A 24,679-nucleotide genomic window follows, 5' to 3' on the forward strand; every position below is an offset into this window, starting at 1 on the left:
CTGCAGGATCCGAAGCGACAAGTTGGATTCTCGTGTGTGATACACACAACCAAAATTACTGCTTCTTCCCAGATTGGTCGCGTTGCCAAGCAACGTGACAACCCTCTTTGCCTGATGACCATAGCGAGTCGGTCCCACCCCTTCCCATCCCGAACAGGACCGTGAAACGACTCTACGCCGATGATAGTGCGGATTCCCGTGTGAAAGTAGGTAATCGTCAGGCTCCCTAAGCCAAGAACCCCCGCCCGAAAGGCGGGGGTTTTTGCATATCGGCGATCGAAATGCACGCGAGCCGGCAAGCACAATGCGGCCGGAGCTGAGGCGGCCGACGGTCACGGATCAGGCATCTGCCATCCTCGAGCAATCCGCCGCCAAGCCCCTCTGATATCCTCGGGACGTTCTTCTACGGACCAGACCCATCCACCTTCAGTCAGCGTCCGGTCGATGTCGACACATTCAATGACGATGTCTTGATGGTCGATGATGACCGACGTTCGTCGACGATGATCGATAAATGCCATCTTCTGGCGAAAATTCCCTGCTTCATCCACCGGTCTTTCGACACACCCTGTCGACCTGACCGTGTGCGCCCTTCGGCGAACGCACCACGAAATCGTCATAAAAATCTATGCGCATAAAGTCCGTTCGCGCGACATGCGCTGCAGAGCGGAGAGCGGGCCCTTCGGGGTAATATCGCCATTCGTCCCGATTCGCGGCGCTTGCCCACACCTGCTGGCGATCGGTGTCTTTCGCATTCCCTCTCCTGCATCGTTCATGACTGACAGCCCCGCTCAAGGTGGTCGGACGACCGACTTCTTGCCGTATCTCGTTGCCGCAACGTTCTTCATGGAGTACCTCGACACGACCGTGATCGCGACTGCGCTGCCGCAAATGGCGCAGTCGTTCGGTGTCGGTCCGAACGCGCTGAGCCTCGGGATGACGGCCTATATGCTTGCACTGGCGGTGTTCATCCCGATCAGCGGCTGGATCGCGGACCGCTATGGATCGCGCACGGTATTCGCGAGCGCGATCGTCGTCTTTACCGGTGCGTCGGTGCTGTGCGGGCTGTCCGAGGGTGTCATGACGTTCACGGCTGCACGGCTGCTGCAGGGCGTCGGCGGGGCGATGATGGTTCCGGTCGGACGGATGATCGTCGTGCGCAGCACCGAGAAGGCGAAGCTGATGCGAGCGATCGCGACGATCACGTGGCCGGGCATCGTCGCGCCTGTCGTCGGGCCACCGATCGGCGGCTTCATCACGACCTATGCGTCATGGCGCTGGATCTTCCTGCTGAACGTCCCTTTCGGTATTGCCGCGCTCGTCTGTACCTGGCTGATCGTCCGGAACACGCGGGCCGACGAGCAACGGCCGCTCGACTGGGTTGGCTTCGTGCTGGCCGGTGGCGCATTGACTTGTCTGTTGATCGGTACCGAAGCGGCCGGCCAGCAGGATGTCGACTTCACGCGCGCGGGCGTCCTGGTGGGTGCGAGCGTGCTGTTCGGCGCGGCCGCGTGGTTGCATGCGCGACGCTGCGCGCATCCGCTGCTAGATTTCACCACGCTGAAGGTGCCGACCTTCTCGGTGACGGTGATCACCGGTTCGATCACGCGCATGGCGATCAACGCCGTGCCGTACCTGCTGCCGCTGTTGTTCCAGATCGGCTTCGGGCTGTCGCCGTTCCAGTCCGGCCTGTTGCTGCTCGCGAGCGCGCTCGGCAATCTGGGGATGAAGGCGGGAACGTCGTGGATTCTCGACCGATATGGCTTCCGGCGCGTTGCACTCGTCGACGTGACAATCGTCGGCATTTTCACGATTGCGTGCGGATGGCTGACCGCGTCGACGCCGCTGGCGATCACGCTGCTCGTCGTATTCGTCTACGGACTCACGCGGTCGATGCAGTTCACGACGCTCGCGACACTCGCCTATGCGGATATCCCGGCTCATCAGACGAGTGCGGCCAGCACGTTGTGGAGTGCCGCACAGCAAATGACGATCGGGATGGGAATCGCGTTCGGTGCGTTGTCGCTGCGGCTCGCGGCGTTGGTGCGCGGCGATGAGGCCGGCATGCATTACGTCCTCGACGATTTCCGCTGGGCCTTCGTCGCGGCAGGCGTGCTCGCGCTGCTGACGTTGCCCGGCTATGCGCGGCTGGCCTCCAATGCAGGCGACCGGCTGCGGGCGAGTGTGGCGCGAGGGTAGGTCGAACGGAGAATCGAATTTGCACCGAGACAGGTGAGCGCGTCTGTTTTCCGTCGCTCACCCGAAACACCGATCCGTTGTGGTTGCGTTGGCCCCACGGTCAGCGCAATCGGTCATTTGTCACTGTTGCGGGTGCCTGAGCAGCAACGCGGTGCTCCCGGCACGAACCGGAAATCATTCGCGTGACGAACGTCGAGACGGCACCACGCTCGTCCTCGCTGCCGTCACTGTGCGTCATGAAAGATGACGCCGACCGTGTGGCGGTGGCCGCTGTGGATCCGGCTCACGCCGTGGCGCAGGTTGACGCGATAGACGCCGCGCGTCCCCTGCACGGGTCTGCCGTGCACGGCGAAGATCACCGCGTCACCCTGCATCAGCGGCACCACTTCCGCCCGTGATTGCATGCGTGGCCGCTGTTCCGTCAACACGAACTCCCCGCCCGTGAAATCGCGGCCCGGCGCCGACAGCAGGATCGCGACCTGCAGCGGAAACACGTGCTCGCCATAAAGATCCTGATGAAGACAGTTGTAGTCGTCGGGACCGTATTGCAAGATCAGCGGCGTCGGTCGCGTCTGCCCCGCCGCATGACAGCGATCGAGGAATGTCATGTGGTCTTTCGGATAGCGCACGTCGATTCCGAGTGCCTGGTTCCAGCGATTCGCGATGGGTGCGAGATGCGGGTAGAGCGTCGCGCGCAGCTCGGCAATGACCGCGGGCAGCGGGTACGCGAAATACTTGTATTCGCCGCGGCCGAATCCGTGCCGCGCCATCACGACGCGTGAACGATAAAGCGCATCCCGCGAATAGAGCGACGCGAGCGCATCGCATTCGTTCGTCGAAATCAGGCCCGGCACACGCGCGCATCCATGGCGATCGAGCTCGGCACCGACAGTCGGCCAGTCGATGGCGTCGACGCGTTGTGCGATGTCCGGCGGTTCGACGGCAGGTTGCAGATCGGCGATGTTCACGGGCATCCCTCGGTTCGTCAGCGATGTGGCGCCGAGCCGTGCGGAATGCCCGGAAGCATTGCGTGCACGGTTGGAGCCACGAAGAAAGTTGATGAACCCAGTCTAGCGACGTTCGTCTGCAGGTGCGCTCCAGATCTTGCGCTTCAATTCGGAAGCGAGAGGGGAAGGCACGGGACGCTCACGGACACATCGAAGGCTGCGACGTATCGGTGCGGAGAGGCGGAGAAGCGGAGAGGCGGAGAAGCGAGCGGCGAATCTTCCACGACGGGCGGCCGGCTCACACCGGCCACCCGTCGCAGCGCGAATCAGGTCATCGACCGGAACAACCAGTAGAGCCCGCCGGCAAGCACGATCGACGCCGGCAGCGTCAGCACCCACGCGAGCACGAGGCTGCGCACCGTGCCCCATTGCAGCCCCGAACCGTTCGCCGCCATCGTACCCGCGACACCCGACGACAGCACGTGTGTCGTCGACACCGGCAGCCCGTACACGTCGGCGGCGCCGATCGTCAGCATCGCGACGAGTTCGGCCGATGCGCCCTGTCCATACGTCAGATGCTGCTTGCCGATTTTCTCGCCGACGGTCACGACGATCCGCTTCCAGCCGACCATCGTGCCGAGGCCCAGCGCGATCGCGACGGCAACCTTCACCCACGTCGGAATGAATTTGGTCGCGTGGTCGAGCTGCTTGCGATAGTTGTCGATCGCGAGCTTGTCGTCGGCGGCGAACGCGGGCTGACCCGACTTCTCGATCAGGCGGATTGCTTCGGATACCAGATACATCGTGTTGCGCACGTTGTCGACGTCGCGCAGCGGCACGGCTGCCATCGAGCCCGACGCGCCGACTGCGGTCGCGAGCGACGTCGACAGCTGCTGCACGGCCGGCAGCACGGCGGGCGTCAGTTCACGACGCTGCACGTAGTGTTCGACGTCGGCGCGCGGGTTCGCGGACGGTGCGACGCCGTTCGTGTACTTCCCGAATGTCGCGGCCGCCTGGTTCGCGACCGCCACGAACGTTTGCGATTCGGCCGGCGTGACGGCCTTGTTCAGTGCATAAGCAGTCGGTACCGTGCCGATCAGGATCAGCATGATGAGGCCCATCCCTTTCTGCCCGTCGTTCGAACCGTGCGCGAACGACACGCCCGTGCAGGTCAGGATCAGCAGGCAGCGAATCCAGAACGGCGGCGGCTGATCCTTCGGCGGTTCCTTGTACAACTCCGGAATCCGCACGAGCGCCTTCAGCACGAGCAGCAGCAGCGCCGCGCACAGAAAGCCGACAATCGGCGAGAACAGCAGCGACTTGCCGACGCCGAGCGCCTGGCCCCAGTCGACGCCGCTCGTGCCGGACGGCCCGTGCATCAGCTGGTTCATCAGCCCGACGCCGATGATCGACCCGATCAGCGTATGCGAGCTCGACGACGGCAACCCGAAATACCAGGTCGCGAGGTTCCAGACGATCGCGGCGATCAGCAGCGCGAACACCATCGCGAAGCCTGCGCCGCTGCCGACCTGCAGGATCAGCTCGACCGGCAGCAACTGCAGGATGCCGAACGCGACGGCACCGCTCGAGACCATCACGCCGAGGAAGTTCCACATGCCAGACCAGATCACCGCGACATTCGGCGTCAGCGAGTGGGTGTAGATCACGGTCGCGACCGCATTCGCGGTGTCGTGGAAGCCGTTGACGAATTCGAAGCCGAGCGCGATCAGCAGTGCAGCGCCGAGCATCAGGTACGGGAACAGCGATTCTTCGCGGATCGGCGACAGATCGGCGATCAGGTGGGTCGCGATGTATACGGCGCCGATCGCGAGCACCAGCAGGAAGACGGCATAGCCGATCTGCCGGGTGCGTTCGGTGGCGCCGGAAGGGTTCGCGGTGGACGAAGCAGGCTGATTCATGACGGCATCTCGTAAGGGAACCGTAGCCGATCCTAGCTTTCGCTACTCGTCAGTTTGATGACAGTCGGGAGGGCGAACAGTTGTCTTACCGGTGCGTAACGAATGGTGCCTTTCTTTCAAATGGTGACGCGACATGCGGCGCCATCTCGCAGCGTCATCCATATAGTGAACACGGAGCTTGCGCATCGGCATGCGGACCGCGTCACATGTGTGGCGAGCGCGCCTAGCGCAGCATGCGCGGCGCGCTCCACGTCGATTCGCGCGCCAGCGCGACGAACGAGGCCAGATAGTCGATTGACGCGTCCGCTTCGCGAATGCCGAGGAAGATCTGCTTCGCGATTCCTTTCTTGCCGAGCTTGACCGGCACGACCGGCATGCGGTCCGCGTATTCATCGGCTAGCCATCTCGGCAGCGCGGCCACGCCGCGCCCGCTCGCCACCATCTGCAGCATGATGTCGGTCGTCTCGATCGACTTGTGACGCCGCGGCACGATGCCGGCCGGCGTCAGGAACTGGTTGTAGATGTCGAGCCGGTCGGTCTCGACCGGGTAGGTGATCAGGACCTCGTCGGTCAATTGCTCGGGCGTCACGTAGTCGGCGTTCGCGAACCGGTGCGCATCCGCGACGACCAGCACCTGCTCGTAATCGAACACGGGATCGAAGCGCAGCCCCGGCTTGTTCAGCGGGTCGGGCGTCACGAGCACGTCGATGTCATGGCCGAACAGCGCGCCGATGCCGCCGAACTGGAAGCGCTGCTTCACGTCGACGTCGACGTCCGGCCAGCGCGACAGGTACGGCGACACGACCTTCAGCAGCCACTGGTAGCACGGATGGCACTCCATCCCGATGCGCAGCGTGCCGCGCTCGCCCTTCGCGTACTGCTTCATCCGCTCCTCGGCGAGTTCGAACTGCGGCAGCAGCCGGTTCGCCAGTTTCAGCAGATATTGCCCGCCCTGCGTGAGCCGCAGGCCGCGTCCTTCCCGATCCCAGATCGGCGTGCCGAGCTGCTGCTCGATCTTCCTGACGGTATGGCTGAGCGCCGATTGCGTGAGATGCAGTGCATTGGCGGCCGCGGTCAGTGAGCCCTGGCGCTCGACTTCGCGGATCACGACGAGATGGAATCGTTCCAGCATGGATATCGCTTACCCAACAGATACATGAACAGATTTAATGGATGAATGAAATAATGCCATTTTATTTCATGGGATGAAATCCCTATGATGGCTGCCGGATCTTCAATTTCTTCTGGACGGCAGCTTCATGGTTACGACACACAACCTCGGTTTTCCGCGCATCGGCGCGAAGCGCGAACTCAAGTTCGGTCTCGAACGCTACTGGAAGGGCGAATCGTCGCGCGACGAGCTGAAGGCACTCGGCGCCGAACTCCGCCAGCGCCACTGGAACGACCAGCGCGACCTCGATCTCGCACCGATCGGCGATTTCGCGTTCTATGACCAGGTGCTCGACATGAGCTTCACGCTCGGCAACCTGCCGAAGCGGGTGCAGGACTTCCACGGCGATGCGCTCGACAACTATTTCCGCGTCGCGCGCGGCCGTTCGGCGCAATCGGCGGAAGAGCATGCGGCATGCTGCGGCGGTGTCGCGGCCGGTGAAATGACGAAGTGGTTCGACACGAACTATCACTACATCGTCCCGGAATTCCATGCGGACACGAATTTCTCGCTCGATCCGTCGCGTCTGCTCCAGCAACTGGCAGAAGCGCAGGCGCAGGGCATTGTCGCGAAGCCGGTGATCCTCGGCCCCGTCACGTATCTGTGGCTCGGCAAGGCGAAGGACGACTCCGATCGCCTCGCGCTGCTGCCGAAACTGCTGCCGGTCTATGGCGCGCTGCTCGACACGCTGACCGCGCAAGGCGTCGAATGGGTGCAGATCGACGAACCGATCCTCGTCACCGAGCTCGATGCCGAATGGCGCCAGGCCCTGCGCATCGCGTACGACTCGCTCGAGACGCGCCGCATCAAGCTGCTGCTCGCAACGTACTTCGGCCAGCTGCAGGACAACCTGACGCTGGCGGCGTCGTTGCCCGTCGACGGCCTGCATATCGATGCGATCAACGCCCGCGACGAAATCGATGCGCTCGTGCGCGAACTGCCGGCCGAGCGCGTGCTGTCGGTGGGCGCGATCAATGGTCGCAACATCTGGAAGACGGACCTGAACGCGGCGCTCGACTGGCTCGAACCGCTCGCGAAGCAACTGGGCGATCGCCTGTGGCTCGCCCCGTCGTGCTCGCTGCTGCACGTGCCGGTCGATCTCGCGAGCGAGGCGCAGCTCGACGCGGAGATCCGCTCGTGGCTTGCGTTCGCACTGCAGAAGCTCGACGAACTGAAGGTGCTCGCGACCGCGCTGAACGAAGGCCGCGACAAGGTGGCCGACGCGCTCGCCGCAAACGCGGCCGCGATCGATTCGCGCCGGCGCTCGCCGCGCGTGAACAACCCGGCGGTGAAGGCCGCGATCGCGCGCATCGACGCTCAGCTCGGCAACCGCGTGAGCCCCTATACGGAGCGCGCGCCGAAGCAGTCGGCGCGCCTGAACCTGCCGGCCTTCCCGACGACGACGATCGGCTCGTTCCCGCAGACCGCTGAAATTCGCCAGGCGCGCAGCCAGTTCAAGGCCGGTGCACTGGATGAAGCCGGCTACCGCAAGGCGATGCAGGCGGAGATCGCGCGCAGCGTGCGCGAACAGGAATCGCTCGAACTCGACGTGCTCGTGCATGGCGAAGCCGAACGCAACGACATGGTCGAATACTTCGGCGAGCAACTCGATGGCTACGCATTCAGCCAGTTCGGCTGGGTGCAGTCATACGGTTCGCGCTGCGTGAAGCCGCCGATCCTGTTCGGCGACATCAGCCGCCCGAAGGCGATGACGGTCGAATGGATCGCGTACGCACAGTCGCTGACGAACAAGCCGATGAAGGGCATGCTGACCGGCCCGGTGACGATCCTGAACTGGTCGTTCGTGCGCGACGACCAGCCGCGTTCGGTGTCGTGCTACCAGCTCGCGCTCGCGATCCGCGACGAAGTGCTCGATCTCGAGCAGGCCGGCGTGCGCGTGATCCAGATCGACGAGGCCGCGTTGCGCGAAGGCCAGCCGCTGCGCCGCGTGCAATGGGGCGCATACCTGAAGTGGGCGGTCGAGTCGTTCCGCATCACCGCGAACGGCGTGCAGGACGACACGCAGATCCACACGCACATGTGCTATTCGGAGTTCAACGACATCATCGCGTCGATCGCGGACATGGACGCGGATGTGATCACGATCGAAACGTCGCGCTCGGACATGGAGCTGCTCGACGCGTTCGACAGCTTCAGGTATCCGAACGAGATCGGGCCGGGCGTGTACGACATCCATTCGCCGAACATCCCGACGCAGGATCATATCGTCGGCCTGATGAAGAAGGCGGCGGAGCGGATTCCGGCGGAACGCCTGTGGGTGAACCCGGACTGCGGTCTGAAGACGCGCCAGTGGGCGGAAGTGATTCCTGCGCTGACGAACATGGTCGCCGCGGCGAAGACGCTGCGCAGCCAGGTGCAGTAACGCAGCGAATGCTACGCGCATGCCGTCGCGATCGATGATCCGGCGGCAAACACTTGCGGCCCGCATGTGCGGGCCGTTTGTCATCGTGAATGTTCAGGGATGCAGGGGCGTGGCGGCGTGCCGCCGGACGCCCAATGCAAACGGGCAGGCGATATTGCCTGCCCGTTGCGTGACGTTACGCGGTGCGTGCGCCACGCGGCAGCGCTTCGTCCGTCTTGCGGGGTGCGCCCGCATCGTCGATGCTGACGCGGCGCGAGATCAGCCACACGCACACCGACGACAGCACGGCAGCACTCGTGTACTGGATCGCGAGCGGCCACCATTGCGGCGCGGCGTTCTGCGCGATCAGCGTGGCGACGAGCGGCGTGAGGCCGCCGGCGATGGCGCCGCACACCTGGTATGCGATCGAGATTGCCGTATAGCGGATGCGCGCGACGAAGATGCCGCTGACGAAGCCGGCGACCACCGAGTAGTAGCCCGATTCCGCGAGCGTCGCGAGGCCGACGCCGACCGTGATCGACACCGGCGTGCCCATGTGCACGAGCGGCAGCATCACGAATGGGACGATCGCGGCCCAGGCACCGGTGATCAGTAGCACGCGCGTGGTGCCGAAGCGCTGCGCGAGGAACGCGGCGGCGAGCTGCACGACGAACTGCAATACCGCGACGATCGTCATGCAATGCAGCACCATCGACCGGTCGAGCGACAGGAACTGCGTCGCGTAGCTGATCATGAAGATGTTGCTGAAATACACGCCGGCGATCCCGTACACGTTCGCGCCGATCGCGAGCAGCAGTAGCGGCCAGTACTTGAGCGCTTCGCGCACCGGGTTCTGCGCGGTGTTGCCGCTCTTCCTGACTTCCTCGAACTCGGGCGACTCGGACACGCTCGCGCGGATCACGAAGCCGACGATCAGCAGCACGGAGCTCGCGAGGAACGGCACGCGCCAGCCCCAGCTCATCATGTCGTCCTTCGACAGCGTGCTGATCGCGCCGAACGCGAGCATCGACAGGATCAGGCCGCTCGCGCTGCCGAGCTGCGCGAACGACGCGAAGAACGTGCGCTTGCCTTCCGGCGCATGCTCGCCGGCGAGCAGCACCGCGCCGCCCCATTCGCCGCCGACCGCGATGCCTTGCAGCACGCGCATCAGCACGAGCAGGATCGGTGCGATCACGCCGGCTTGCGCATGGGTCGGCAGCAGGCCGATCGCGACCGTCGACACGGCCATCAGCATCAGTGTCGCGAGCAGCGAGCGCTTGCGGCCGAAGCGGTCGCCGAGATAGCCGAACATCACGCCGCCGAGCGGCCGGGCGAAGAAGCCGACCGCGAACGAGCCGAACGACGCGAGCAGGCTGACGAAGCGGTTTTCGCCGGGGAAGAACAGCGGCCCGAACACGATGGCGGCGGCGGTCGCATAGCTATAGAAGTCGTACCACTCGATCGTGGTGCCGACGAACGAAGCGAGCGCCGCCCGCTTCGGTTGTTTGACGGAAGTCCCCATCTTTGTGTGTGCTCCTCTGGAATTCTCTGATTTGGAATAGATGGTGGTGCCGCGATCAGTCGCGGTACGCGACGCCCGGCAATACGCACAGCAACTCGTAGGCGAGGTTCGCGCCGAGCAGCGCTGTGGTGCCGAACGGGTCGTACGGCGGCGCGACTTCGACGAGATCGCAGCCGACGATGTTCAGCCCCTTCGCGCCGCGGATGATCTCGAGCGCCTGCGGCACCGTGAGACCCGCGATTTCCGGCGTGCCGGTGCCGGGCGCGTAGGCCGGGTCGATGCCGTCGATGTCGAAGCTGATGTAGACGGGCGTGTCGCCGACGCGCGCGCGCACTTCGTCCATCAGCGGCGCGAGCGACTTGTTCCAGCATTCCTCGGCCTGCACCACGCGGAAGCCCTGCTCGCGGCACCAGTCGAAATCCTCGGCGGCGTAGCCCGTGCCGCGCAGGCCGATCTGCGTGACCTTGTCGCCGTGCAGCAGCCCTTCCTCGACCGCGCGGCGAAACGGCGTGCCGTGCGCGATCTTTTCGCCCATCATCGTATCGTTCACGTCGGCGTGTGCATCGACGTGGATCAATGCAACCTTGCCGTGCTTACGGTGGATCGCGCGCAGGATCGGGAGCGCGATCGTATGGTCGCCGCCGAGCGTGATCGGCTTGCAGTCGTGCTCGAGAATCGCGTCGTACGCGGCTTCGATGCGCGCGATGGAATCGTGCAGGTTGTAGGGATTGATCGCGACGTCGCCGATGTCGGCGATCTGCAGCGAATCGAAGGGGGCCGCGCGCGTGGCCATGTTGTACGGGCGCAGCAGCACGGATTCGGTGCGGATCTGGCGCGGGCCGAAGCGCGCGCCGGTGCGGTTGGAGGTGCCGAGGTCGAACGGCACGCCGACGAAACACGCGTCGAGCCCTGCGGCACTCGCCACGTGCGGCAGGCGCATCATCGTCGCGATGCCGCCGCTGCGCGGCATTTCATTGCCGCCGAGCGGCTGGAAATGGGTGTGTTCGTTCATGGGATGTCTCTTCCGATGTGGGGTTGCCGTATCATTCGACGCGGCCTGGCGCATAGTTTTACGCGTCCGGCCGGAAAGAAGAATGCGAAGATATCGACGTAAACATCGATTTTCATCGATGTATGGAAGGGGAATAGCGTGCTGGGGAATCTGTCGACCCTTGATCTGCGGTTGATCCGCGTGTTTCTCGCGGTCACGGACGCGGGCGGCGTATCGGCCGCGCAGGCGATGCTGAACGTCGGCCAGTCGACGATCAGCGCGCAGCTGTCGTCGCTCGAGACGCGGCTCGGCTACCGGCTCTGCGAGCGCGGCCGCAGCGGCTTCCGGCTCACGCCGAAGGGCGAGCGGTTCCACGCGATGAGCCGCAAGCTGCTCGCCGCGCTCGACGAATTCGGGATGGCCGCGCGACACATGGACCGCCAGCTGGTCGGCACGCTGAACATCGGCCTGATCGGCCATACGCCGGTCAGCCAGAACGCACGGATCGCCGAGGCGATCGCCGCGTTCCGCACGCGCGACGAGGCCGTGCGCTTCTCGATCTCGGTGCGCGCGCCGGGCGATCTCGAGGAAAAGCTGCTGAGCGACGAGATCCAGATCGCGGTCGGCTACTTCTGGCATCGCGTGCCGTCGCTGCACTACACGCCGCTGTTCATCGAGCGGCAGGTCGCGTATTGCGGCCGCGGCCATCCGCTGTTCGAACACGCCGGCGCGCTGACGCCGGCCGACGTCGCCGGATTCGAGTGGGCCTGGCGCTCGTATCCGCTGCCGGAGGCGCAGATGTCGACGACGCCCGATCGCGTGACCGCGACCGCCGACAACATGGAGGCCGTCGCGCTGCTGATCCTGTCAGGCCATCACCTCGGCTACCTGCCGCAGCACTTCGCGGCGCCGTATGTCGCGCAGGGGCTGCTCGCGCCGCTCAATCCCGAGCAACTGCACTACGACGTCACGTTCCACATGGTCGTGGCGCGCGACGGGCGCGGCGACCCGCTCGTCGAAGCGTTTCTCGAGGATCTCGAGCGCGCGCATCAGTCGCCCGATATCGCGTGACGCCTGAGGCCGGCGCGGCCGACAACGTGAACAAGCGTTACACCGGCGCGGCCCGCTGCCCGCATCACGGCACCGGCAAGCCCGCGTCGTGTTTCACCTCGCGCAGCGACAGCGCGGATTCGATCGACGTCACACCCGGCAGCGTCCGCAGCGAGTCGCGCAGGAACGTGCCGTAGTCGTCGAGATCGCGCGCGACCACCTGCAGCAGGTAGTCGGCCGTGCCCGCCACGTTGTGGCACGCGAGAATCCGCTCGATGCCGAGCACCTCCCGTTCGAACCGGTCGGCGACCTTGCGGTCGTGCGTCGCGAAACGCACGAGCACGAACGCGACCACGCCATAGCCGAGCGCCTGGCGCGACAGTTGCGCGCGGTAGCGCTCGATGTAGCCGTCGTTTTCGAGACGCTTCAGGCGCCGTGCGCAAGGCGTTTCGGACAGGCCGACGGATTCGGCGAGGCGCGCGATCGGCAGGCGGCCGTCGCGCTGCACCGCAGCGAGAATCGCGCGGTCGGTTTTGTCGAGTTCGGTCATGTTGGCGGAATCCTTGTTCGGATCTGGATATTGTGGGGGATCCCGCTATGAATCTCCAATCCTGAGCCAAAGATGGCCAATAATCCCTCCACCTTCAGCGGCAATATATCGTCATTGAAGGACGGGGGCAGACCATGATTTCCACGCATTTGCTGTTGATTTATCTCGCCGCGCTGGCGGCCATTTACGCGGTGCCGGGGCCCGACATGGCGCTCGTGCTGCAGACCAGCATCGGCCGCGGCGTGCGGCCCGGGATGGCCGCGGCCGCCGGCCTGTCGCTGTCGCGCAGCGCGCACGTGACGCTGTCCGCCTGCGGTGTCGCGGCGCTGATCCGCAGCGCGCCGTGGCTGTACGAAGCGATCCGCTACGGCGGCGCGCTCTATCTCGCGTACGTCGCGATCCAGGTGTTCCGCTCGCCGGTGTTCGCGCTTGGCGACGGCGATGCGGCGGCCCCGGGCGAACTGCGGCAGTCGTTCTTCAAGGGGCTGCTGACGAACCTGCTGAACCCGAAGGCGCTGCTGTTCTGCTCGGTGCTGCTGCCGCAGTTCGTGCGGCCGGAGGCCGGGCCGGTCGTGTGGCAGATGTTCGAACTCGGCGCGCTGCTGGTCGCGGCCGGCGTGTGTTTCGATCTCGCGTGCGTGTTCGGCGCGTCGCGCATCGCGGCGTGGATGCGCGCGCATCCGCTCGCGCAAACGGTGCAGCGCTGGACGTTTTCGGCGGCGCTGATCGGCTTCGCGCTGCGCCTGTCGATGGACTGAGCCGCACCGTCGCATCGCCGCTGCGTGGGTCGACCGGCCGCGCGGCGCGGTGCGGCAACGAACCAAAGCCGCGCGCCATGCCGGTCTTCGCGCGCAGGCCCCGCCGCAATTGGGCCTGCGCGCAAATCGTCTGACTGTTCTAAACTTCCTTTGACTTCGCACTGCTGCGAACCGCCCGACCGAACGGAACCGTCCTCCGCCGGCCCTGTCCGATTTCCTGGCTGTTCCGTGCAACGCGGTACCAAGGAGGGTCTGAACATGGCAAGGCATCTTCAAGCCGACCGTGAACCCCGCATCGTCGCCGAGTCCAAGTGTCTCGGCCAGTGCGATCCGGCAGAACGCATCCACGTCACGATCATGTTGCGGCGGCAGGAAGAAGGGCAACTCGATGCATTGGTCCACCAGCTCGCCACCGGCGACGCTCACGCAAAACCGCTGTCGCGCGACGCGTTCGCGCAGCGTTTCTCCGCCAATCCCGACGACATCCGCAAGACCGAGGAATTCGCGCGCCGTCATCAGCTGACGGTCGATCGCGTCGATCCGGTCGAAAGTGTCGTCGTGCTGTCCGGCACGATCCAGCAGTTCGAAGCAGCGTTCAGCGTGAAGCTCGAGCGTTTCGAGCATAGCTCGATCGGCCAGTATCGAGGCCGCTCGGGCCCGATCGCGCTGCCCGACGATCTCGGCGATGCCGTCACGGCCGTGCTCGGCCTCGACAGCCGTCCGCAGGCGCGGCCGCACTTCCGGCTGCGTCCGCCATTCAAGCCCGCGGGCGGCGCCGCGGGTGTCACGTTCACGCCGATCCAGCTCGCGTCGTTGTACGGCTTTCCGGCCAGCGACGGCGCCGGGCAATGCATCGCGATCGTCGAACTCGGCGGCGGCTATCGCGCGGCCGATATCCAGCAATATTTCCACCGGCTCGGGATCAAGACGCCGCCGATGCTCGTCGACGTGAACGTCGGCACCGGACGGAATACCCCGACCGGCGAGGCGAACGGCCCGGACGGCGAAGTTGCGCTCGATATCGAGATCGCCGGCGCGATCGCGCCGGCCGCGAAGATCGCGGTCTACTTAGCGCCGAACAGCGACGCGGGCTTCATCCAGGCGGTCAACGCGGCCGTCAGCGACAAGACCAACCAGCCGTCGGTGATCTCGATCAGCTGGGGCGGACCGGAAGCGATCTGGCAGGCGCAGTCGGCGCAGGCGTTCAACCGGGTGCTGCAGGCGGCCGCCGCGCAGGGGATCACGGTGTGCGCGGCATCGGGCGACAGCGGCTCGGGCGACGGGCTGCAGGACGGCGCCGATCACGTCGACTTCCCCGCGTCGAGCCCGTACGTGCTCGGCTGTGGCGGCACGCAGCTCGATGCGCTGCCGGGGCAGGGTATCCGCAGCGAGGTCACGTGGAACGACGAGGCGGCGGGCGGCGGCTCGGGCGGTGGCGGCGTCAGCACGATGTTCGACCTGCCGGCATGGCAGCAGGGGCTCGCCGTCACGCGCGCCGACGGCAGCAGCACGCCGCTCGCGAAGCGCGGCGTGCCGGACGTGGCCGGCGATGCATCGCCGCAAACGGGCTACGAGGTGTCGGTCGCCGGCACGCCCACGGTGATGGGGGGCACGAGCGCGGTCGCACCGTTGTGGGCCGGGCTGGTCGCGCGGATCAACGCGTCCGCCGGCGCATCGGCCGGCTGGATCAATCCCGTGCTGTACAAGAATCCGGGCGCGCTGCGCGACATCACGCAAGGCTCGAACGGCACGTATGCGGCTGCCTCGGGCTGGGACGCGTGCACCGGCCTTGGCAGCCCCGACGGCGCGAAACTCGCCGCGGTCCTCGCGCGCAAGCCGTCGAGCTGACGCACCGGCACCGGCCTTTCCGTTCGACGCGGGGGTCCTGCCCGCGTCTTTTTTCACCTCCAGGAGCAGCACGATGGGCATCGATTCCGCATCCTCCGGCGGCGTGTATCCGCTGCATCACGGCGACCACAATTCACATGGCGTGCCGCCGACCGTCAATCCGGTCGCACTGAGCCACGGCCGCGACCAGCCGTTCTTCGATCCGGTCGCATACGGCAACGGCCCCGACGACTCGGTGACCGACACGACCGAGGCAGCCGCGATCACGCATCACACGATCCTGATCGACGGCAAGCGCATCGCGTACACGGCGACGGTCGGCCATCTCGTGACGGTCGACCCGAGCAGCTCGCAGCCTGCCGCGAAGATCTTCTATGTCGCGTTCACGGCCGACGGCGCGAAGGAGGAAACGCGGCCCGTCACGTTCTTCTACAACGGCGGGCCCGGGTCGTCGTCGGTATTCGTGCTGCTCGGCTCGTTCGCGCCGAAGCGCATCAAGACGTCGATGCCGGGGTTCACGCCACCCGCGCCGTATCAGCTCGAGGACAACCCGGACAGCATGATCGACCACAGCGACCTGGTGTTCATCAACCCGGTCGGCACCGGCTATTCGGCGGCCGTTGCGCCGAACCGGAACCGCAATTTCTGGGGCGTCGATCAGGACGCGAATTCACTGAAGCAGTTCATCAAGCGCTACCTGACGAAGAACAACCGCTGGAATTCGCCGAAATACCTGTTCGGCGAGTCGTACGGCACCGCGCGCAGCTGCGTGCTCGCGTACAAGCTGCACGAGGACGGCGTCGACCTGAACGGCGTCACGCTGCAGTCGTCGATCCTCGACTACCGGCAGGCCGGCAACCCGGTCGGCGCGCTGCCGACCGCGGCGGCCGACGCGTGGTATCACAAGAAACTTGGCGTCACGCCGGCGCCGACCGATCTCGGCGCGTTCGTCGAGGAAGTCGCGCAGTTCGCGCGTACCGACTACCTGAACGCGCTGCGCACGGTGCCGCATGCGGACCCGGCCGCCGTGCAGAAACTGTCGCAGTACACCGGCATCGACACGGCGACGCTGCAGTCGTGGAGCCTCGACATCGCGGGCTACGACGCGCGTGGCAACTCGCTGTTCCTGACGACGCTGCTGCATCCGCAAGGGCAAGCGCTCGGTTCGTACGACGGCCGCGTGACGGGGATCTCGTCGGGCATCGCCGGCAAGATCGACCCGAACTCGGGCGGCAACGATCCAACGATGACGGCCGTGACGGGCGTCTATACGGCGATGTGGAACAGCTACCTGAACGAGCAGCTGAAGTTCACGTCGAACTCCGCGTTCACCGACCTGAACGACCAGGCGTTCCAGAACTGGGATTTCAGCCACATCGACCCGACCGGCGCGCAGCAGGGCATCGACGCGCAGGGCAACGTGATCCTCTATACGGCCGGCGATCTCGCCGCGGTGATGGCGCTGAACGTCGACCTGAAGGTGCTGTCGGCGAACGGCTTCTACGATTTCGTCACGCCGTTCTACCAGACCGTGATCGACCTGCAGCAGATGCCGCTGGAGGATCAGAAGGTGCGGCAGAACCTGTCCGCTCGCTTCTATCCGTCGGGGCACATGGTGTATCTCGACGGCGGTTCGCGCACCGCGCTCAAGCGCGATCTCGCGACGATGTACGACGCGACGGTCAGCGATACGGGCGCGCGGATGCGGATTCGCGCATTGCAGGCGACGAAGACCGGCGGGCACGCGTAGCGCTGCCCGCCGTGATGGTGCCGCGCGCAACCGCCAGGGTTCGCGCGGCGCGGTGTCGCGGCCGACGAAGCCGGCTTATGCGGCCGGCCAGTCGAACATCGTGTACGGCAGCGCGCGCTTGTGGCGCGAACCTTCGAAGAAGCGCAGCACCGTTTCGTACACGTTGTCGGCGACGGTCTTGCCTTCGAGGAAATCGTCGATCTCGTCGTAGGTGACGCCGTACGCGTGCTCGTCGGGGCGCAGCGGACGCAGTTCCTCGAGGTCGGCCGTCGGCACCTTCATCACGATCGATTCCTCGCCGCCCAGCGCGCGGGCCACCGCACGCACGCGGCGCTTGTTCAGGCCGGCGAGCGGCAGAATGTCCGCGCCGCCGTCGCCGAACTTCGTGAAGAAACCCATCAGCGATTCGGCCGCGTGGTCGGTGCCGATCACGATGCCGCGTCGCGCACCGGCCACCGCGTACTGCGCGATCATGCGCTCGCGCGCCTTGATGTTGCCGTGCACGAAGTCCTGCTGGGCCGGGGTGTCGAATGCGTGGCCGGAGGCGACCAGCGACGCGAGCATCGCGTCGGCGGGCGGCTTCACGTCGACCGTCAGTTCCTCGTCCGCGCGCACGAACGCGAGCGCGCGCTGCGCGTCGGCTTCGTCGTTCTGCACGCCGTTCGGCAAGCGCATCGCGATGAAGCGCGCGTCATAGCCGTCGGCGCGCAGCCGTTCGACCGACAACTGGGCGAGCCGCCCGGCCGTCGACGAATCGACGCCGCCGCTGATGCCGAGCACGTAGGTCCGCAGGCCGGTCGATCGAAGGTACTGTGCGAGGAACTCGACACGGCGGGCGATCTCGGCGTCGGCGTCGAATTGCGGGGCGACGTTCAGTTCGGCGATGATCGCGCGTTGGCGGCTGGCGTAATCGGCGGATGTCATGGGGGGTTCCGGAACGAAATGCAAGGCGCCCATCATAAGCGCAATCGCGGCGCGACGCCGCGCCGGGCGTGCGATCCGGCGGCCGCACGTTGCATCGGCGAGACGCGCTGCATCGTCATGGTGCAGCGTGCGGCCCGGCGCACCGCGGCGTGCCTGCGGATGCTTCATTCCGATGCATCGACCGGCACGTCGGCCGGCGCTCGCCCCGCGCCCGGCGTCAGCGCCGCGCGAGCACGACACCGACCAGCGCGAGCGCGAAGCCGGCGAGCTGGACGGTCGCGAGCGTTTCGCCGAACAGCAGGTAACCCTGCAGTGCGGCGAGCGGCGGCGCGAGGAACAGCAACGACGTCGCGCGGGCCGCGTTGCCACGCCGCAGCATCCACATCAGCATCGTGACCGCGCCGCCGGACAGGAACACGACGCCCCATACGAGCGAAATCCACAGCGCCGGCGCGCCGATCCAGCGGGTTTCGTGCAGCAGCACGATGAAGATGGCCGCGACGATCGCCGCGCCGAGGTTCTGCACGGCGACGGCGGTGCGCAGGTCGTTCTGCGCGAGCTTACCCTTCTGGTACAGCGAGCCCGCGGTGATCGAGCCGACCGACAGAATCGAGACGGCCACGACGAACCACGCCGGCGCGGCGCCCGGCGGCGGCGCGACGCCGCCCGCGACCTTCGGCGCGAGCACGAGCGCGACACCGGCGAGCCCGAGCGCCATCCCGAGCCAGCCGCGCGCGGGCAGGCGCTCGTTGAACAGCGGAACCGCGAGCACGGCGGTGGCCAGCGGCTGCAGCGCGCCGAGCAGTGCCATCACGCCCGCGTTCAGCCCTTGCGCGACGGCCCAGTAGCTGGCGCCGAGATAGACGCCCTGCAGCAGCGCGCCGGCGATCAGGTGGCGCGGCCATTCGCGGCGGGCCGGCCACGGCGCACGCGCGACGAGTGCCACCGCGCCGAACAGCACGGCCGTGCCCGCGAAACGCGCGAGCAGGAACAGGTTCGGATCGGCGTAGGGCTTGATCGCCCGTGCGACGATGAAGCCGGTGGACCACAGCGCGACGAAAGCCGCAGCGACGAGCGAGGTAAACATGCGTGGCGGGCCGCGACACGGCCGGACGAATCGGAAAGTCGGCCAGTATCAGGCGAAGCGGTGCCGCCGTCTTGTCGAATCCTGCACATGCTCGCGCCGCATGCGGCACGCGTTGCCGCGGCTGCGCCGGGCGCCGGTGGAGGTGGCGGCGCGCGGAAGGGAGCGGAGATCAGTCGAGCGAGAACGTGTCGAGCGGCTGGTTCGCACGCGCATCGGTCGCGAAGCGCGCGGCGAGCTGTTCGTACAGCCGGCGGGCCTCGTCGAGCGTCAGGTCGATCCAGTACGGATCGCCGGCCCCGTCGTTGAGCCGTTCCGGCGAAAACTGAATTTCGATCACACTGCCTTTGCGATACATTGCGCGAGCCCCTTGATGGTCTGTCGTTCGGCGAAACGCAGAGTGTAGCAATCGCTTGCCGTGCCGATTCGCGCGCATCGGGCAATACAGAATTTCGCTTTCGTGAAACGTGGTCCCCGGGGGACGCGCCATCGTCAAATGTCGGTCAAACGGCCGTAATACAATGGTCGGCTTACCCATTACCAGTCGCCTCGGGCGCATTGCGATGCTGGCGGAACAACGTCATCAATACATCCTGTCGGAGCTCGGACGATCGGGCGCGCTGTCGGTCGCCGAACTCGTGCGCTCGCTCGACGTGTCGCGCGAGACGGTGCGGCGCGACCTGAATGCGCTCGCGGCGCGCGGATTGCTCGTGATGACGCACGGCGGCGCGCTGGCGGCGGACCGTCGCGAGCCGAGCCTGTCCGAACGTGAAGCGGCGAATGCCGAAGCGAAGCGCACGATCGGGCGGCGCGCGGCCGAATTCGTGCCTGACGATGCATCGGTGCTGATCGACTCGGGCAGCACGCCGCACGCGGTCGCGCTCGCGCTGGCCGACCGGCACCGGCTGTCGATCTACACGAACGACTGGCGCACCGCGTTCGTGCTCGCGCGGCGCAACGGCAACCGCGTGACGCTGCTCGGCGGCGAACTGTCCGACGACGAGGACGCGACGTTCGGGCTCGATACGATCCAGCAGCTCGCGCAATACCATGTCGATTTCGCGTTCGTCGGCGCGGGCGGGATCACGGCCGACGGCGACTGCACCGACTACTCGCGGCTCGCCGCCGAAGTGCGCAGCCGGATGATCGCGGCGGCCGGCACGGCAATCATCGTCGCCGACCATTCGAAGTTCGGCCGCGTGACGCCGGTGCGGATCAACGGCACGTCGGCCGCGCGCTACCTGGTCACCGAACGCATGCCCGACAAGTCGGTGCGCCGCGCGCTGACCGCACGCGGCATCGAGCTGCTCGTGTGCGACTGACGCGGGTTCGACATACAAGGTTCATCGAACGGTCATCGTCCGGGAAGAACCGCCGTCAAGACTGACCCATTCATCTTGACCGGCCGGAACGCCAGGAGCAACGAATGACCGTCAGCGTGCGCAGCTATCTTTCCCCGACCCTGGTGCTGCTGGCCTTCGACTGGCCCGATGCGGCGTCGCGTAGCGACTTCCTCGGCTTCGCGATCCGGCGCACGCCGGGATTCTGGTCGGCCGACGGCAAGACGCGGGCGCCGGACAGCTGGCTGCCGAACCGGCTGACGTTCGACGGCCCGGCCGCCGATACGCAGGGTGACGCGCCGACCGACCAGGCGCCGATCCAGAAATTCATGTGGTGGGATGCGCGCATCGATCCGCAGGATCGCGATGCGTCGTTCCGCTATGACGTCTATCCGGTCGTCGGCACGCCGGAGCACCTGCAGGTGCTCGATACGGAGGCCGGCGTGTGCGATGTCGTGTTGCCCGCGCACATCGTGGACGGCATCGGCACGTGGTTCAACCGCGCGGTGGTCAGCTCGCAGGCATTCGCGAAGCAGGTCGCGGCGCTGGGCCTCGCGCCGGGGGCTGCGCCGAGCGACGCGCAGGCGCTGAAGCTGCGCACCTGGCTCGCGAACGACATGGAGCAGGTGTTCGCGGAGATGCTCGACCCTGCGTCGCGCGCGGTGTCGGCCGTCTATCACCTGACGGACTCGCTGTGGGCGCTGCCCGCGTTCGAAGCGTTCGGCCGCCAGCACGGCGAAACGTCGCTCGCGATCGTCTACGATGCGCATGCGACGGTGCGCAAGGGCAAGCCGCCGCTGCCGTCGCCGAACCAGCCGGCCGTCGACGCGCTGCAGGGCCTCGCGACGCTCGCGCCGCGCGACCGTACGCACATCATGCACGACAAGTTCATCGTGACGGATGCGTCGGCGAATGCGGCCACTGCGGCGGCGCCCGCGCGCGTGCTGACCGGTTCCGCGAACTTCACGACCGAGGGGCTGACGGAGCAGGCCAACGTGCTGCATGCGTTCGATTCGCCCGCGCTCGCCGCGCTGTACAACGAGCGCGCACATGCGCTGGCCGCGAACCCGCCGATCGCGGAGACGGCGCGGCTGTCGCCAGGCTGGTCGGCGCCGATGACGGTCGGTCGCGCGCAGGTGCGCGTCGCGTTTTCGCCGGAACCGGCGGGACAGCGCACCGAGATCGATACGATCGTCGCCGCGATCGCGGCCGCGAAGCATTCGGTGTCGTTCTGCCTGTTCATGCCGACCGATGCGGCGCTACGCGATGCGTGCTTTGCAGCCGGCGATCGCGGCCTGATGATGTTCGGTCTCGTGAATCGCATCAACGTCGGCAGCGCGACGAAGGCCGATGCCGCGCAGCACGACGGCCAGCCGCTCGATGCGGCGACGCTCGCGAACCTCGAGCTTTACCATCGCCAGCGCGACCGTCGCGACGTGATCGATGCCGCGTATTTTTCGCCGGCGACGGTGCCGCAGGGCTTCGAACCGGAATTGCGCCTGTTTCCGGGCGAACCGGCGCCGGCCTATCCGCCGGTCGTGATCCACCACAAGTTCATCGTGATCGATGCGGAAGGCGCGAACCCGATCGTCTATACGGGCTCGGCGAACATGAGCCGCAACTCCGAGCAGTACAACGACGAGAACCTGCTCGAGATCCGCGACGCGCGGATCGCTGCGATCTATCTCGCGGAATTCCTGCGGCTCTACGAACACTATCGCGCGCGGGCGCTGTCGATCGAAACGAAGCAGCACGGCGCCGGCTCGCCTCGACAGCTTGCACTCGCGCCCGATTCGAGCTGGGCGAAAAAGTATTACGTGGCGGGAAGCCCGGAAGAGAAGGCGCGGATCGCGCTGGCGTCGACCGCGCCGACGGACTGACGGACTGACGGACTGACGGACTGACGGACTGACGGGCGCCGCACGCGCACGCGTGCGACGCGGCAGGGCGCACGACGTGCGGCCGGCTCATGCCGGTTGCGCGCGTCGTGGTGTCGTTCGGGAGCGGTGCCGCCCGGCGAGAGCGTTGCTCGCTGGACGGCCTGCGGGCGGGAAAGCGCGCGGTGTGCCTATGCGGCGACGTAACGCAGCACGGAGTCGGCGATCGTCTCGCGATGCCGCGCGCGCAGCCGCGGCGCCGACGGATCGCGACCGAACGCGGCGCCGAACGTATAGCGGTTCGACACCCGGTGGAAGCAGAACGAGCTGATCAGCAGGTGCAGGTCGAACGCGTCGATGTCCTTGCGGAATGCGCCGCTCGCCGCGCCGCGCTCGAGCAGTTCCTCGAGCGTCTTGATGATGCTGACGTTGCGGTTCTTGAACGACTTCAGCTGTTCGAGATACTTCGCGCCGTGGATGTTCTCGATCGACACGAGGCGGACGAAGTCGCGATGCTTGTCGTGATAGTCGAACGTGAATTCGACGAGCCGGCGCATGCCTTCGCGCGGCTCCATGTCGCCGACGTGCAGTTCCTGCTCGAGCGCGCGGATGTCGCCGTACACCTTTTCCAGCACGGCCTCGTACAGGCCTTCCTTGCTGTCGAAGTAGTAGTAGAGCATTCGCTTCGTCGTGTTCGTGCGCTCGGCGATCGCGTCGACGCGCGCACCGGCGAGGCCCATCGCGGAAAATTCCTGCGTGGCGACGTCGAGGATGTTGCGCTTGGTTTGCTCGGGATCGTATTTGCGCCGCGCATCGGTCGCAAGCGCGCGGCTTTCGGACGTGGCGGCCTTGCTTCCAGCTTTCATGTGACTTTGTTGTGGGTTCGCGGCGGCATGAAGAAACCATTCTAGCATGTGGGAAATCCCCGCCCTGCCGACCTTCCGCTCTAATCGGCAGTGCGGTTTCGGCCGATGCCGCCGGTGTTCAGCGCCGGCACGACGCGAGTGCGTCGCGGGCCTGGTAGGCGGTGTACGTGAGCTGCGCGGCGGCGAGGCCCGCGAGCCCGAACGTGCGCGTGAGCCCGAACGCGGCGAAGCCTTCCGGCACGGGCTGCTCGCCGGCCAGCGCGGCGGCGAGCGCTTCGCCGGCGACGGTGGTCGGCGCCATCCCGTGGCCGCCGAATGCGATCGCGTGCCACACGCCGTCGGCATCGCGACCGATCTGCGGCATCTTGTGCCGCGCGTAGCTCATCAGCCCGCCCCATGCGTACTCGACCTTCACGCCGTCGAGCTGCGGATACACGCGCAGCAGGTCGCGCCGCAGCAGGCGCACGATCGCGTCGGGGCCGCGGTCGAGCACCGAGATGCGGCCGCCCCACAGGATCCGCGTGTCCTTCAGCGGACGGTAGTAGTCGAACGCGAAACGCGTGTCGTAGATCGCGTACGGCGTGTCGATCGCGTCCGGCAGGCGCGCGCCGAGCGGCTCGGTCGCGATCACGTAGGTCGCGATCGGCAGCACCGCGCGCTCGATGCGCGGCGACACGCCGCGCGCATAGCCGCCGCACGCGAACACGACGTCCTTCGCACGCACCGTGCCCTGCGCCGTGCGCACGACGTAGCCGGCGCCTTCGCGCGCGATGCCGAGCGCGGCCGAGCGTTCGTACACGCGCGCACCGCCGCGCGAGGCGGCCGCCGCGACGCCGAGCACGTACTTGAGCGGATGGAAGTGGAATGCGTTCGGCTCGAACAGGCCGCCGTGATAGCGCTGCGTCTTCAGCCGCGCGCGCAGCGCATCCGTCGCGACGGGTTCCCAGTCGACGTTGAATTCCTGCTTCATCAGCGTGCGCACGCTGTCGAGTCGCGACGGATCGTCGAACCAGTTCGCGAGCATCACGCCCTGGTCGACGATGTCGCAGTCGATCCCGTAGCGTGCAATCCGCGCACGGATCAGGTCGACCGCATCGACGGTGAGCCGGTACAGGCGGCGCCCTTCGTCGCGGCCGAGCGTGCGCAGCAGGTCCGCGTTATCGAGGCTGTAGCCGCCGAACACGAAGCCGCCGTTGCGGCCCGATGCGCCGAAGCCGACCCGTTCGCCGTCGAGCACGACGACATCCTGCACGCCGCGCTCGACGAGACCGAGCGCCGTGCACAGGCCGGCGAGTCCGCCGCCGACGATGCAGACCTGGGTGTCGATCGTGCCGGTCAGTTGCGGGTAGGGCTGGCGGGTAACGGTGGCTTCGTAGAAGTTCTGCATGCGTTTTCGGTGACTCGTAACGGCGGAAAAACGGACGGCGCGCGTCGATCTTGCCTGAACGCGCGCGCCGCGTCGAATGGGGTTTTCAGCGCGCCGGCCGCCGCGGCGTGGCGACGGCCGGCGCTTGGCCGGGT

The 24,679-nt window shown here is 66.5% G+C and carries 20 protein-coding genes and 1 rRNA gene; 9 read left to right on the plus strand and 12 right to left on the minus strand.

What is annotated here, in order from left to right; all coding sequences use genetic code 11:
- The first annotated feature begins 110 nt into the window (after nucleotides 1-110).
- Nucleotides 111-223, plus strand: a 5S ribosomal RNA gene (gene rrf / locus GEM_RS15840).
- Nucleotides 224-332: 109 nt separating this feature from the next.
- Here rrf and GEM_RS31295 read toward each other — a convergent pair.
- Complete coding sequence (locus tag GEM_RS31295) at nucleotides 333-551, minus strand: hypothetical protein (protein ID WP_148283849.1); 219 nt, start codon at nucleotides 549-551, stop codon at nucleotides 333-335.
- A 223-nt stretch (nucleotides 552-774) separates the two neighbouring features.
- On the opposite strand from GEM_RS31295, the gene GEM_RS15845 reads away from it, so the two are divergent.
- Nucleotides 775-2,199: a DHA2 family efflux MFS transporter permease subunit gene (locus GEM_RS15845; RefSeq protein ID WP_014898364.1), complete on the plus strand. Its 1,425-nt coding sequence runs from the start codon at nucleotides 775-777 to the stop codon at nucleotides 2,197-2,199.
- A 224-nt stretch (nucleotides 2,200-2,423) separates the two neighbouring features.
- Here the strand turns inward: GEM_RS15845 and GEM_RS15850 are convergent, their stop codons facing one another.
- The 3 genes from GEM_RS15850 to GEM_RS15860 form a co-directional block, all read right to left on the minus strand.
- Nucleotides 2,424-3,167, minus strand: coding sequence for a 2OG-Fe(II) oxygenase (locus tag GEM_RS15850; protein ID WP_014898365.1), 744 nt, complete (start codon nucleotides 3,165-3,167; stop codon nucleotides 2,424-2,426).
- 305 nt (nucleotides 3,168-3,472) lie between these two features.
- Nucleotides 3,473-5,065, minus strand: coding sequence for an inorganic phosphate transporter (locus tag GEM_RS15855; protein ID WP_014898366.1), 1,593 nt, complete (start codon nucleotides 5,063-5,065; stop codon nucleotides 3,473-3,475).
- Nucleotides 5,066-5,288: 223 nt separating this feature from the next.
- Nucleotides 5,289-6,197 carry a LysR family transcriptional regulator gene (locus GEM_RS15860; protein WP_014898367.1) on the minus strand — a complete coding sequence of 303 codons (909 nt, stop codon included), beginning with the start codon at nucleotides 6,195-6,197 and terminating at the stop codon, nucleotides 5,289-5,291.
- Between the two features lie 127 nt (nucleotides 6,198-6,324).
- On the opposite strand from GEM_RS15860, the gene metE reads away from it, so the two are divergent.
- Nucleotides 6,325-8,619 (plus strand): 5-methyltetrahydropteroyltriglutamate--homocysteine S-methyltransferase, encoded by a 2,295-nt coding sequence (gene metE, locus GEM_RS15865; RefSeq protein WP_014898368.1) that lies wholly within the window; start codon nucleotides 6,325-6,327, stop codon nucleotides 8,617-8,619.
- Nucleotides 8,620-8,794: 175 nt separating this feature from the next.
- Here the strand turns inward: metE and GEM_RS15870 are convergent, their stop codons facing one another.
- Entirely contained in the window at nucleotides 8,795-10,120 is a 1,326-nt protein-coding gene (locus tag GEM_RS15870) for an MFS transporter (protein WP_014898369.1), read from the minus strand.
- Nucleotides 10,121-10,175: 55 nt separating this feature from the next.
- The gene (speB, locus tag GEM_RS15875; RefSeq protein ID WP_014898370.1) at nucleotides 10,176-11,132 is read right to left on the minus strand and encodes an agmatinase; all 957 of its coding nucleotides are present in this window, start codon (nucleotides 11,130-11,132) and stop codon (nucleotides 10,176-10,178) included.
- 138 nt (nucleotides 11,133-11,270) lie between these two features.
- Here speB and GEM_RS15880 point away from each other — a divergent pair, with 138 nt between their 5' ends.
- Nucleotides 11,271-12,182 (plus strand): LysR family transcriptional regulator, encoded by a 912-nt coding sequence (locus GEM_RS15880; protein ID WP_014898371.1) that lies wholly within the window; start codon nucleotides 11,271-11,273, stop codon nucleotides 12,180-12,182.
- A 64-nt stretch (nucleotides 12,183-12,246) separates the two neighbouring features.
- On the opposite strand, the gene GEM_RS15885 is transcribed toward GEM_RS15880, so the two are convergent.
- Nucleotides 12,247-12,711: an Lrp/AsnC family transcriptional regulator gene (locus GEM_RS15885; protein WP_014898372.1), complete on the minus strand. Its 465-nt coding sequence runs from the start codon at nucleotides 12,709-12,711 to the stop codon at nucleotides 12,247-12,249.
- 134 nt (nucleotides 12,712-12,845) lie between these two features.
- Between GEM_RS15885 and GEM_RS15890 the strand changes: the two genes are divergently transcribed.
- The 3 genes from GEM_RS15890 (at nucleotide 12,846) to GEM_RS15900 (ending at nucleotide 17,067) form a co-directional block, all read left to right on the plus strand.
- Nucleotides 12,846-13,469, plus strand: coding sequence for a LysE family translocator (locus GEM_RS15890; protein WP_014898373.1), 624 nt, complete (start codon nucleotides 12,846-12,848; stop codon nucleotides 13,467-13,469).
- A gap of 258 nt (nucleotides 13,470-13,727) precedes the next feature.
- Complete coding sequence (locus GEM_RS15895) at nucleotides 13,728-15,317, plus strand: S53 family peptidase (protein ID WP_014898374.1); 1,590 nt, start codon at nucleotides 13,728-13,730, stop codon at nucleotides 15,315-15,317.
- Nucleotides 15,318-15,390: 73 nt separating this feature from the next.
- A complete protein-coding gene (locus tag GEM_RS15900; protein ID WP_014898375.1) occupies nucleotides 15,391-17,067 on the plus strand; it encodes a S10 family peptidase in 1,677 nt (558 codons plus the stop codon).
- Between the two features lie 75 nt (nucleotides 17,068-17,142).
- Here the strand turns inward: GEM_RS15900 and nadE are convergent, their stop codons facing one another.
- The 3 genes from nadE to GEM_RS15915 all read right to left on the minus strand — a co-directional run bounded on the left by nadE (nucleotide 17,143) and on the right by GEM_RS15915 (nucleotide 19,433).
- Entirely contained in the window at nucleotides 17,143-17,991 is an 849-nt protein-coding gene (gene nadE, locus GEM_RS15905) for an ammonia-dependent NAD(+) synthetase (RefSeq protein ID WP_014898376.1), read from the minus strand.
- Nucleotides 17,992-18,208: 217 nt separating this feature from the next.
- Complete coding sequence (locus GEM_RS15910) at nucleotides 18,209-19,078, minus strand: DMT family transporter (RefSeq protein WP_014898377.1); 870 nt, start codon at nucleotides 19,076-19,078, stop codon at nucleotides 18,209-18,211.
- 169 nt (nucleotides 19,079-19,247) lie between these two features.
- A complete protein-coding gene (locus tag GEM_RS15915; protein ID WP_014898378.1) occupies nucleotides 19,248-19,433 on the minus strand; it encodes a hypothetical protein in 186 nt (61 codons plus the stop codon).
- Between the two features lie 205 nt (nucleotides 19,434-19,638).
- Between GEM_RS15915 and GEM_RS15920 the strand changes: the two genes are divergently transcribed.
- Complete coding sequence (locus tag GEM_RS15920) at nucleotides 19,639-20,397, plus strand: DeoR/GlpR family DNA-binding transcription regulator (RefSeq protein WP_014898379.1); 759 nt, start codon at nucleotides 19,639-19,641, stop codon at nucleotides 20,395-20,397.
- A 104-nt stretch (nucleotides 20,398-20,501) separates the two neighbouring features.
- Nucleotides 20,502-22,295 (plus strand): phospholipase D-like domain-containing protein, encoded by a 1,794-nt coding sequence (locus tag GEM_RS15925; protein ID WP_014898380.1) that lies wholly within the window; start codon nucleotides 20,502-20,504, stop codon nucleotides 22,293-22,295.
- Nucleotides 22,296-22,483: 188 nt separating this feature from the next.
- On the opposite strand, the gene GEM_RS15930 is transcribed toward GEM_RS15925, so the two are convergent.
- Both GEM_RS15930 and GEM_RS15935 read right to left on the minus strand, forming a co-directional pair.
- Nucleotides 22,484-23,158, minus strand: a complete 675-nt coding sequence (locus tag GEM_RS15930) for a TetR family transcriptional regulator (RefSeq protein WP_041490708.1) — start codon at nucleotides 23,156-23,158, stop codon at nucleotides 22,484-22,486.
- Between the two features lie 118 nt (nucleotides 23,159-23,276).
- Nucleotides 23,277-24,545: an NAD(P)/FAD-dependent oxidoreductase gene (locus GEM_RS15935; protein ID WP_014898382.1), complete on the minus strand. Its 1,269-nt coding sequence runs from the start codon at nucleotides 24,543-24,545 to the stop codon at nucleotides 23,277-23,279.
- Between the last annotated feature and the right edge of the window lie 134 nt (nucleotides 24,546-24,679).

The sequence above is a fragment of the Burkholderia cepacia GG4 genome (genome assembly GCF_000292915.1).
In the GTDB taxonomy this organism is placed as follows: Bacteria; Pseudomonadota; Gammaproteobacteria; order Burkholderiales; family Burkholderiaceae; genus Burkholderia; species Burkholderia cepacia_D.

Bases quoted from the DNA above. Each gene is read 5' to 3' on its own strand.
- GEM_RS15855 (WP_014898366.1), bottom strand. From the start codon at position 5,065: ATGAATCAGCCTGCTTCGTCCACCGCGAACCCTTCCGGCGCCACCGAA.
- GEM_RS15925 (WP_014898380.1), top strand. From the start codon at position 20,502: ATGACCGTCAGCGTGCGCAGCTATCTTTCCCCGACCCTGGTGCTGCTG.
- metE (WP_014898368.1), top strand. From the start codon at position 6,325: ATGGTTACGACACACAACCTCGGTTTTCCGCGCATCGGCGCGAAGCGC.
- GEM_RS15885 (WP_014898372.1), bottom strand. From the start codon at position 12,711: ATGACCGAACTCGACAAAACCGACCGCGCGATTCTCGCTGCGGTGCAG.
- GEM_RS15895 (WP_014898374.1), top strand. From the start codon at position 13,728: ATGGCAAGGCATCTTCAAGCCGACCGTGAACCCCGCATCGTCGCCGAG.
- nadE (WP_014898376.1), bottom strand. From the start codon at position 17,991: ATGACATCCGCCGATTACGCCAGCCGCCAACGCGCGATCATCGCCGAA.
- GEM_RS15930 (WP_041490708.1), bottom strand. From the start codon at position 23,158: ATGAAAGCTGGAAGCAAGGCCGCCACGTCCGAAAGCCGCGCGCTTGCG.
- GEM_RS15910 (WP_014898377.1), bottom strand. From the start codon at position 19,078: ATGTTTACCTCGCTCGTCGCTGCGGCTTTCGTCGCGCTGTGGTCCACC.
- GEM_RS15935 (WP_014898382.1), bottom strand. From the start codon at position 24,545: ATGCAGAACTTCTACGAAGCCACCGTTACCCGCCAGCCCTACCCGCAA.
- GEM_RS15870 (WP_014898369.1), bottom strand. From the start codon at position 10,120: ATGGGGACTTCCGTCAAACAACCGAAGCGGGCGGCGCTCGCTTCGTTC.
- GEM_RS15860 (WP_014898367.1), bottom strand. From the start codon at position 6,197: ATGCTGGAACGATTCCATCTCGTCGTGATCCGCGAAGTCGAGCGCCAG.
- GEM_RS15890 (WP_014898373.1), top strand. From the start codon at position 12,846: ATGATTTCCACGCATTTGCTGTTGATTTATCTCGCCGCGCTGGCGGCC.
- GEM_RS15900 (WP_014898375.1), top strand. From the start codon at position 15,391: ATGGGCATCGATTCCGCATCCTCCGGCGGCGTGTATCCGCTGCATCAC.
- GEM_RS15845 (WP_014898364.1), top strand. From the start codon at position 775: ATGACTGACAGCCCCGCTCAAGGTGGTCGGACGACCGACTTCTTGCCG.
- GEM_RS15915 (WP_014898378.1), bottom strand. From the start codon at position 19,433: ATGTATCGCAAAGGCAGTGTGATCGAAATTCAGTTTTCGCCGGAACGG.
- speB (WP_014898370.1), bottom strand. From the start codon at position 11,132: ATGAACGAACACACCCATTTCCAGCCGCTCGGCGGCAATGAAATGCCG.
- GEM_RS15920 (WP_014898379.1), top strand. From the start codon at position 19,639: ATGCTGGCGGAACAACGTCATCAATACATCCTGTCGGAGCTCGGACGA.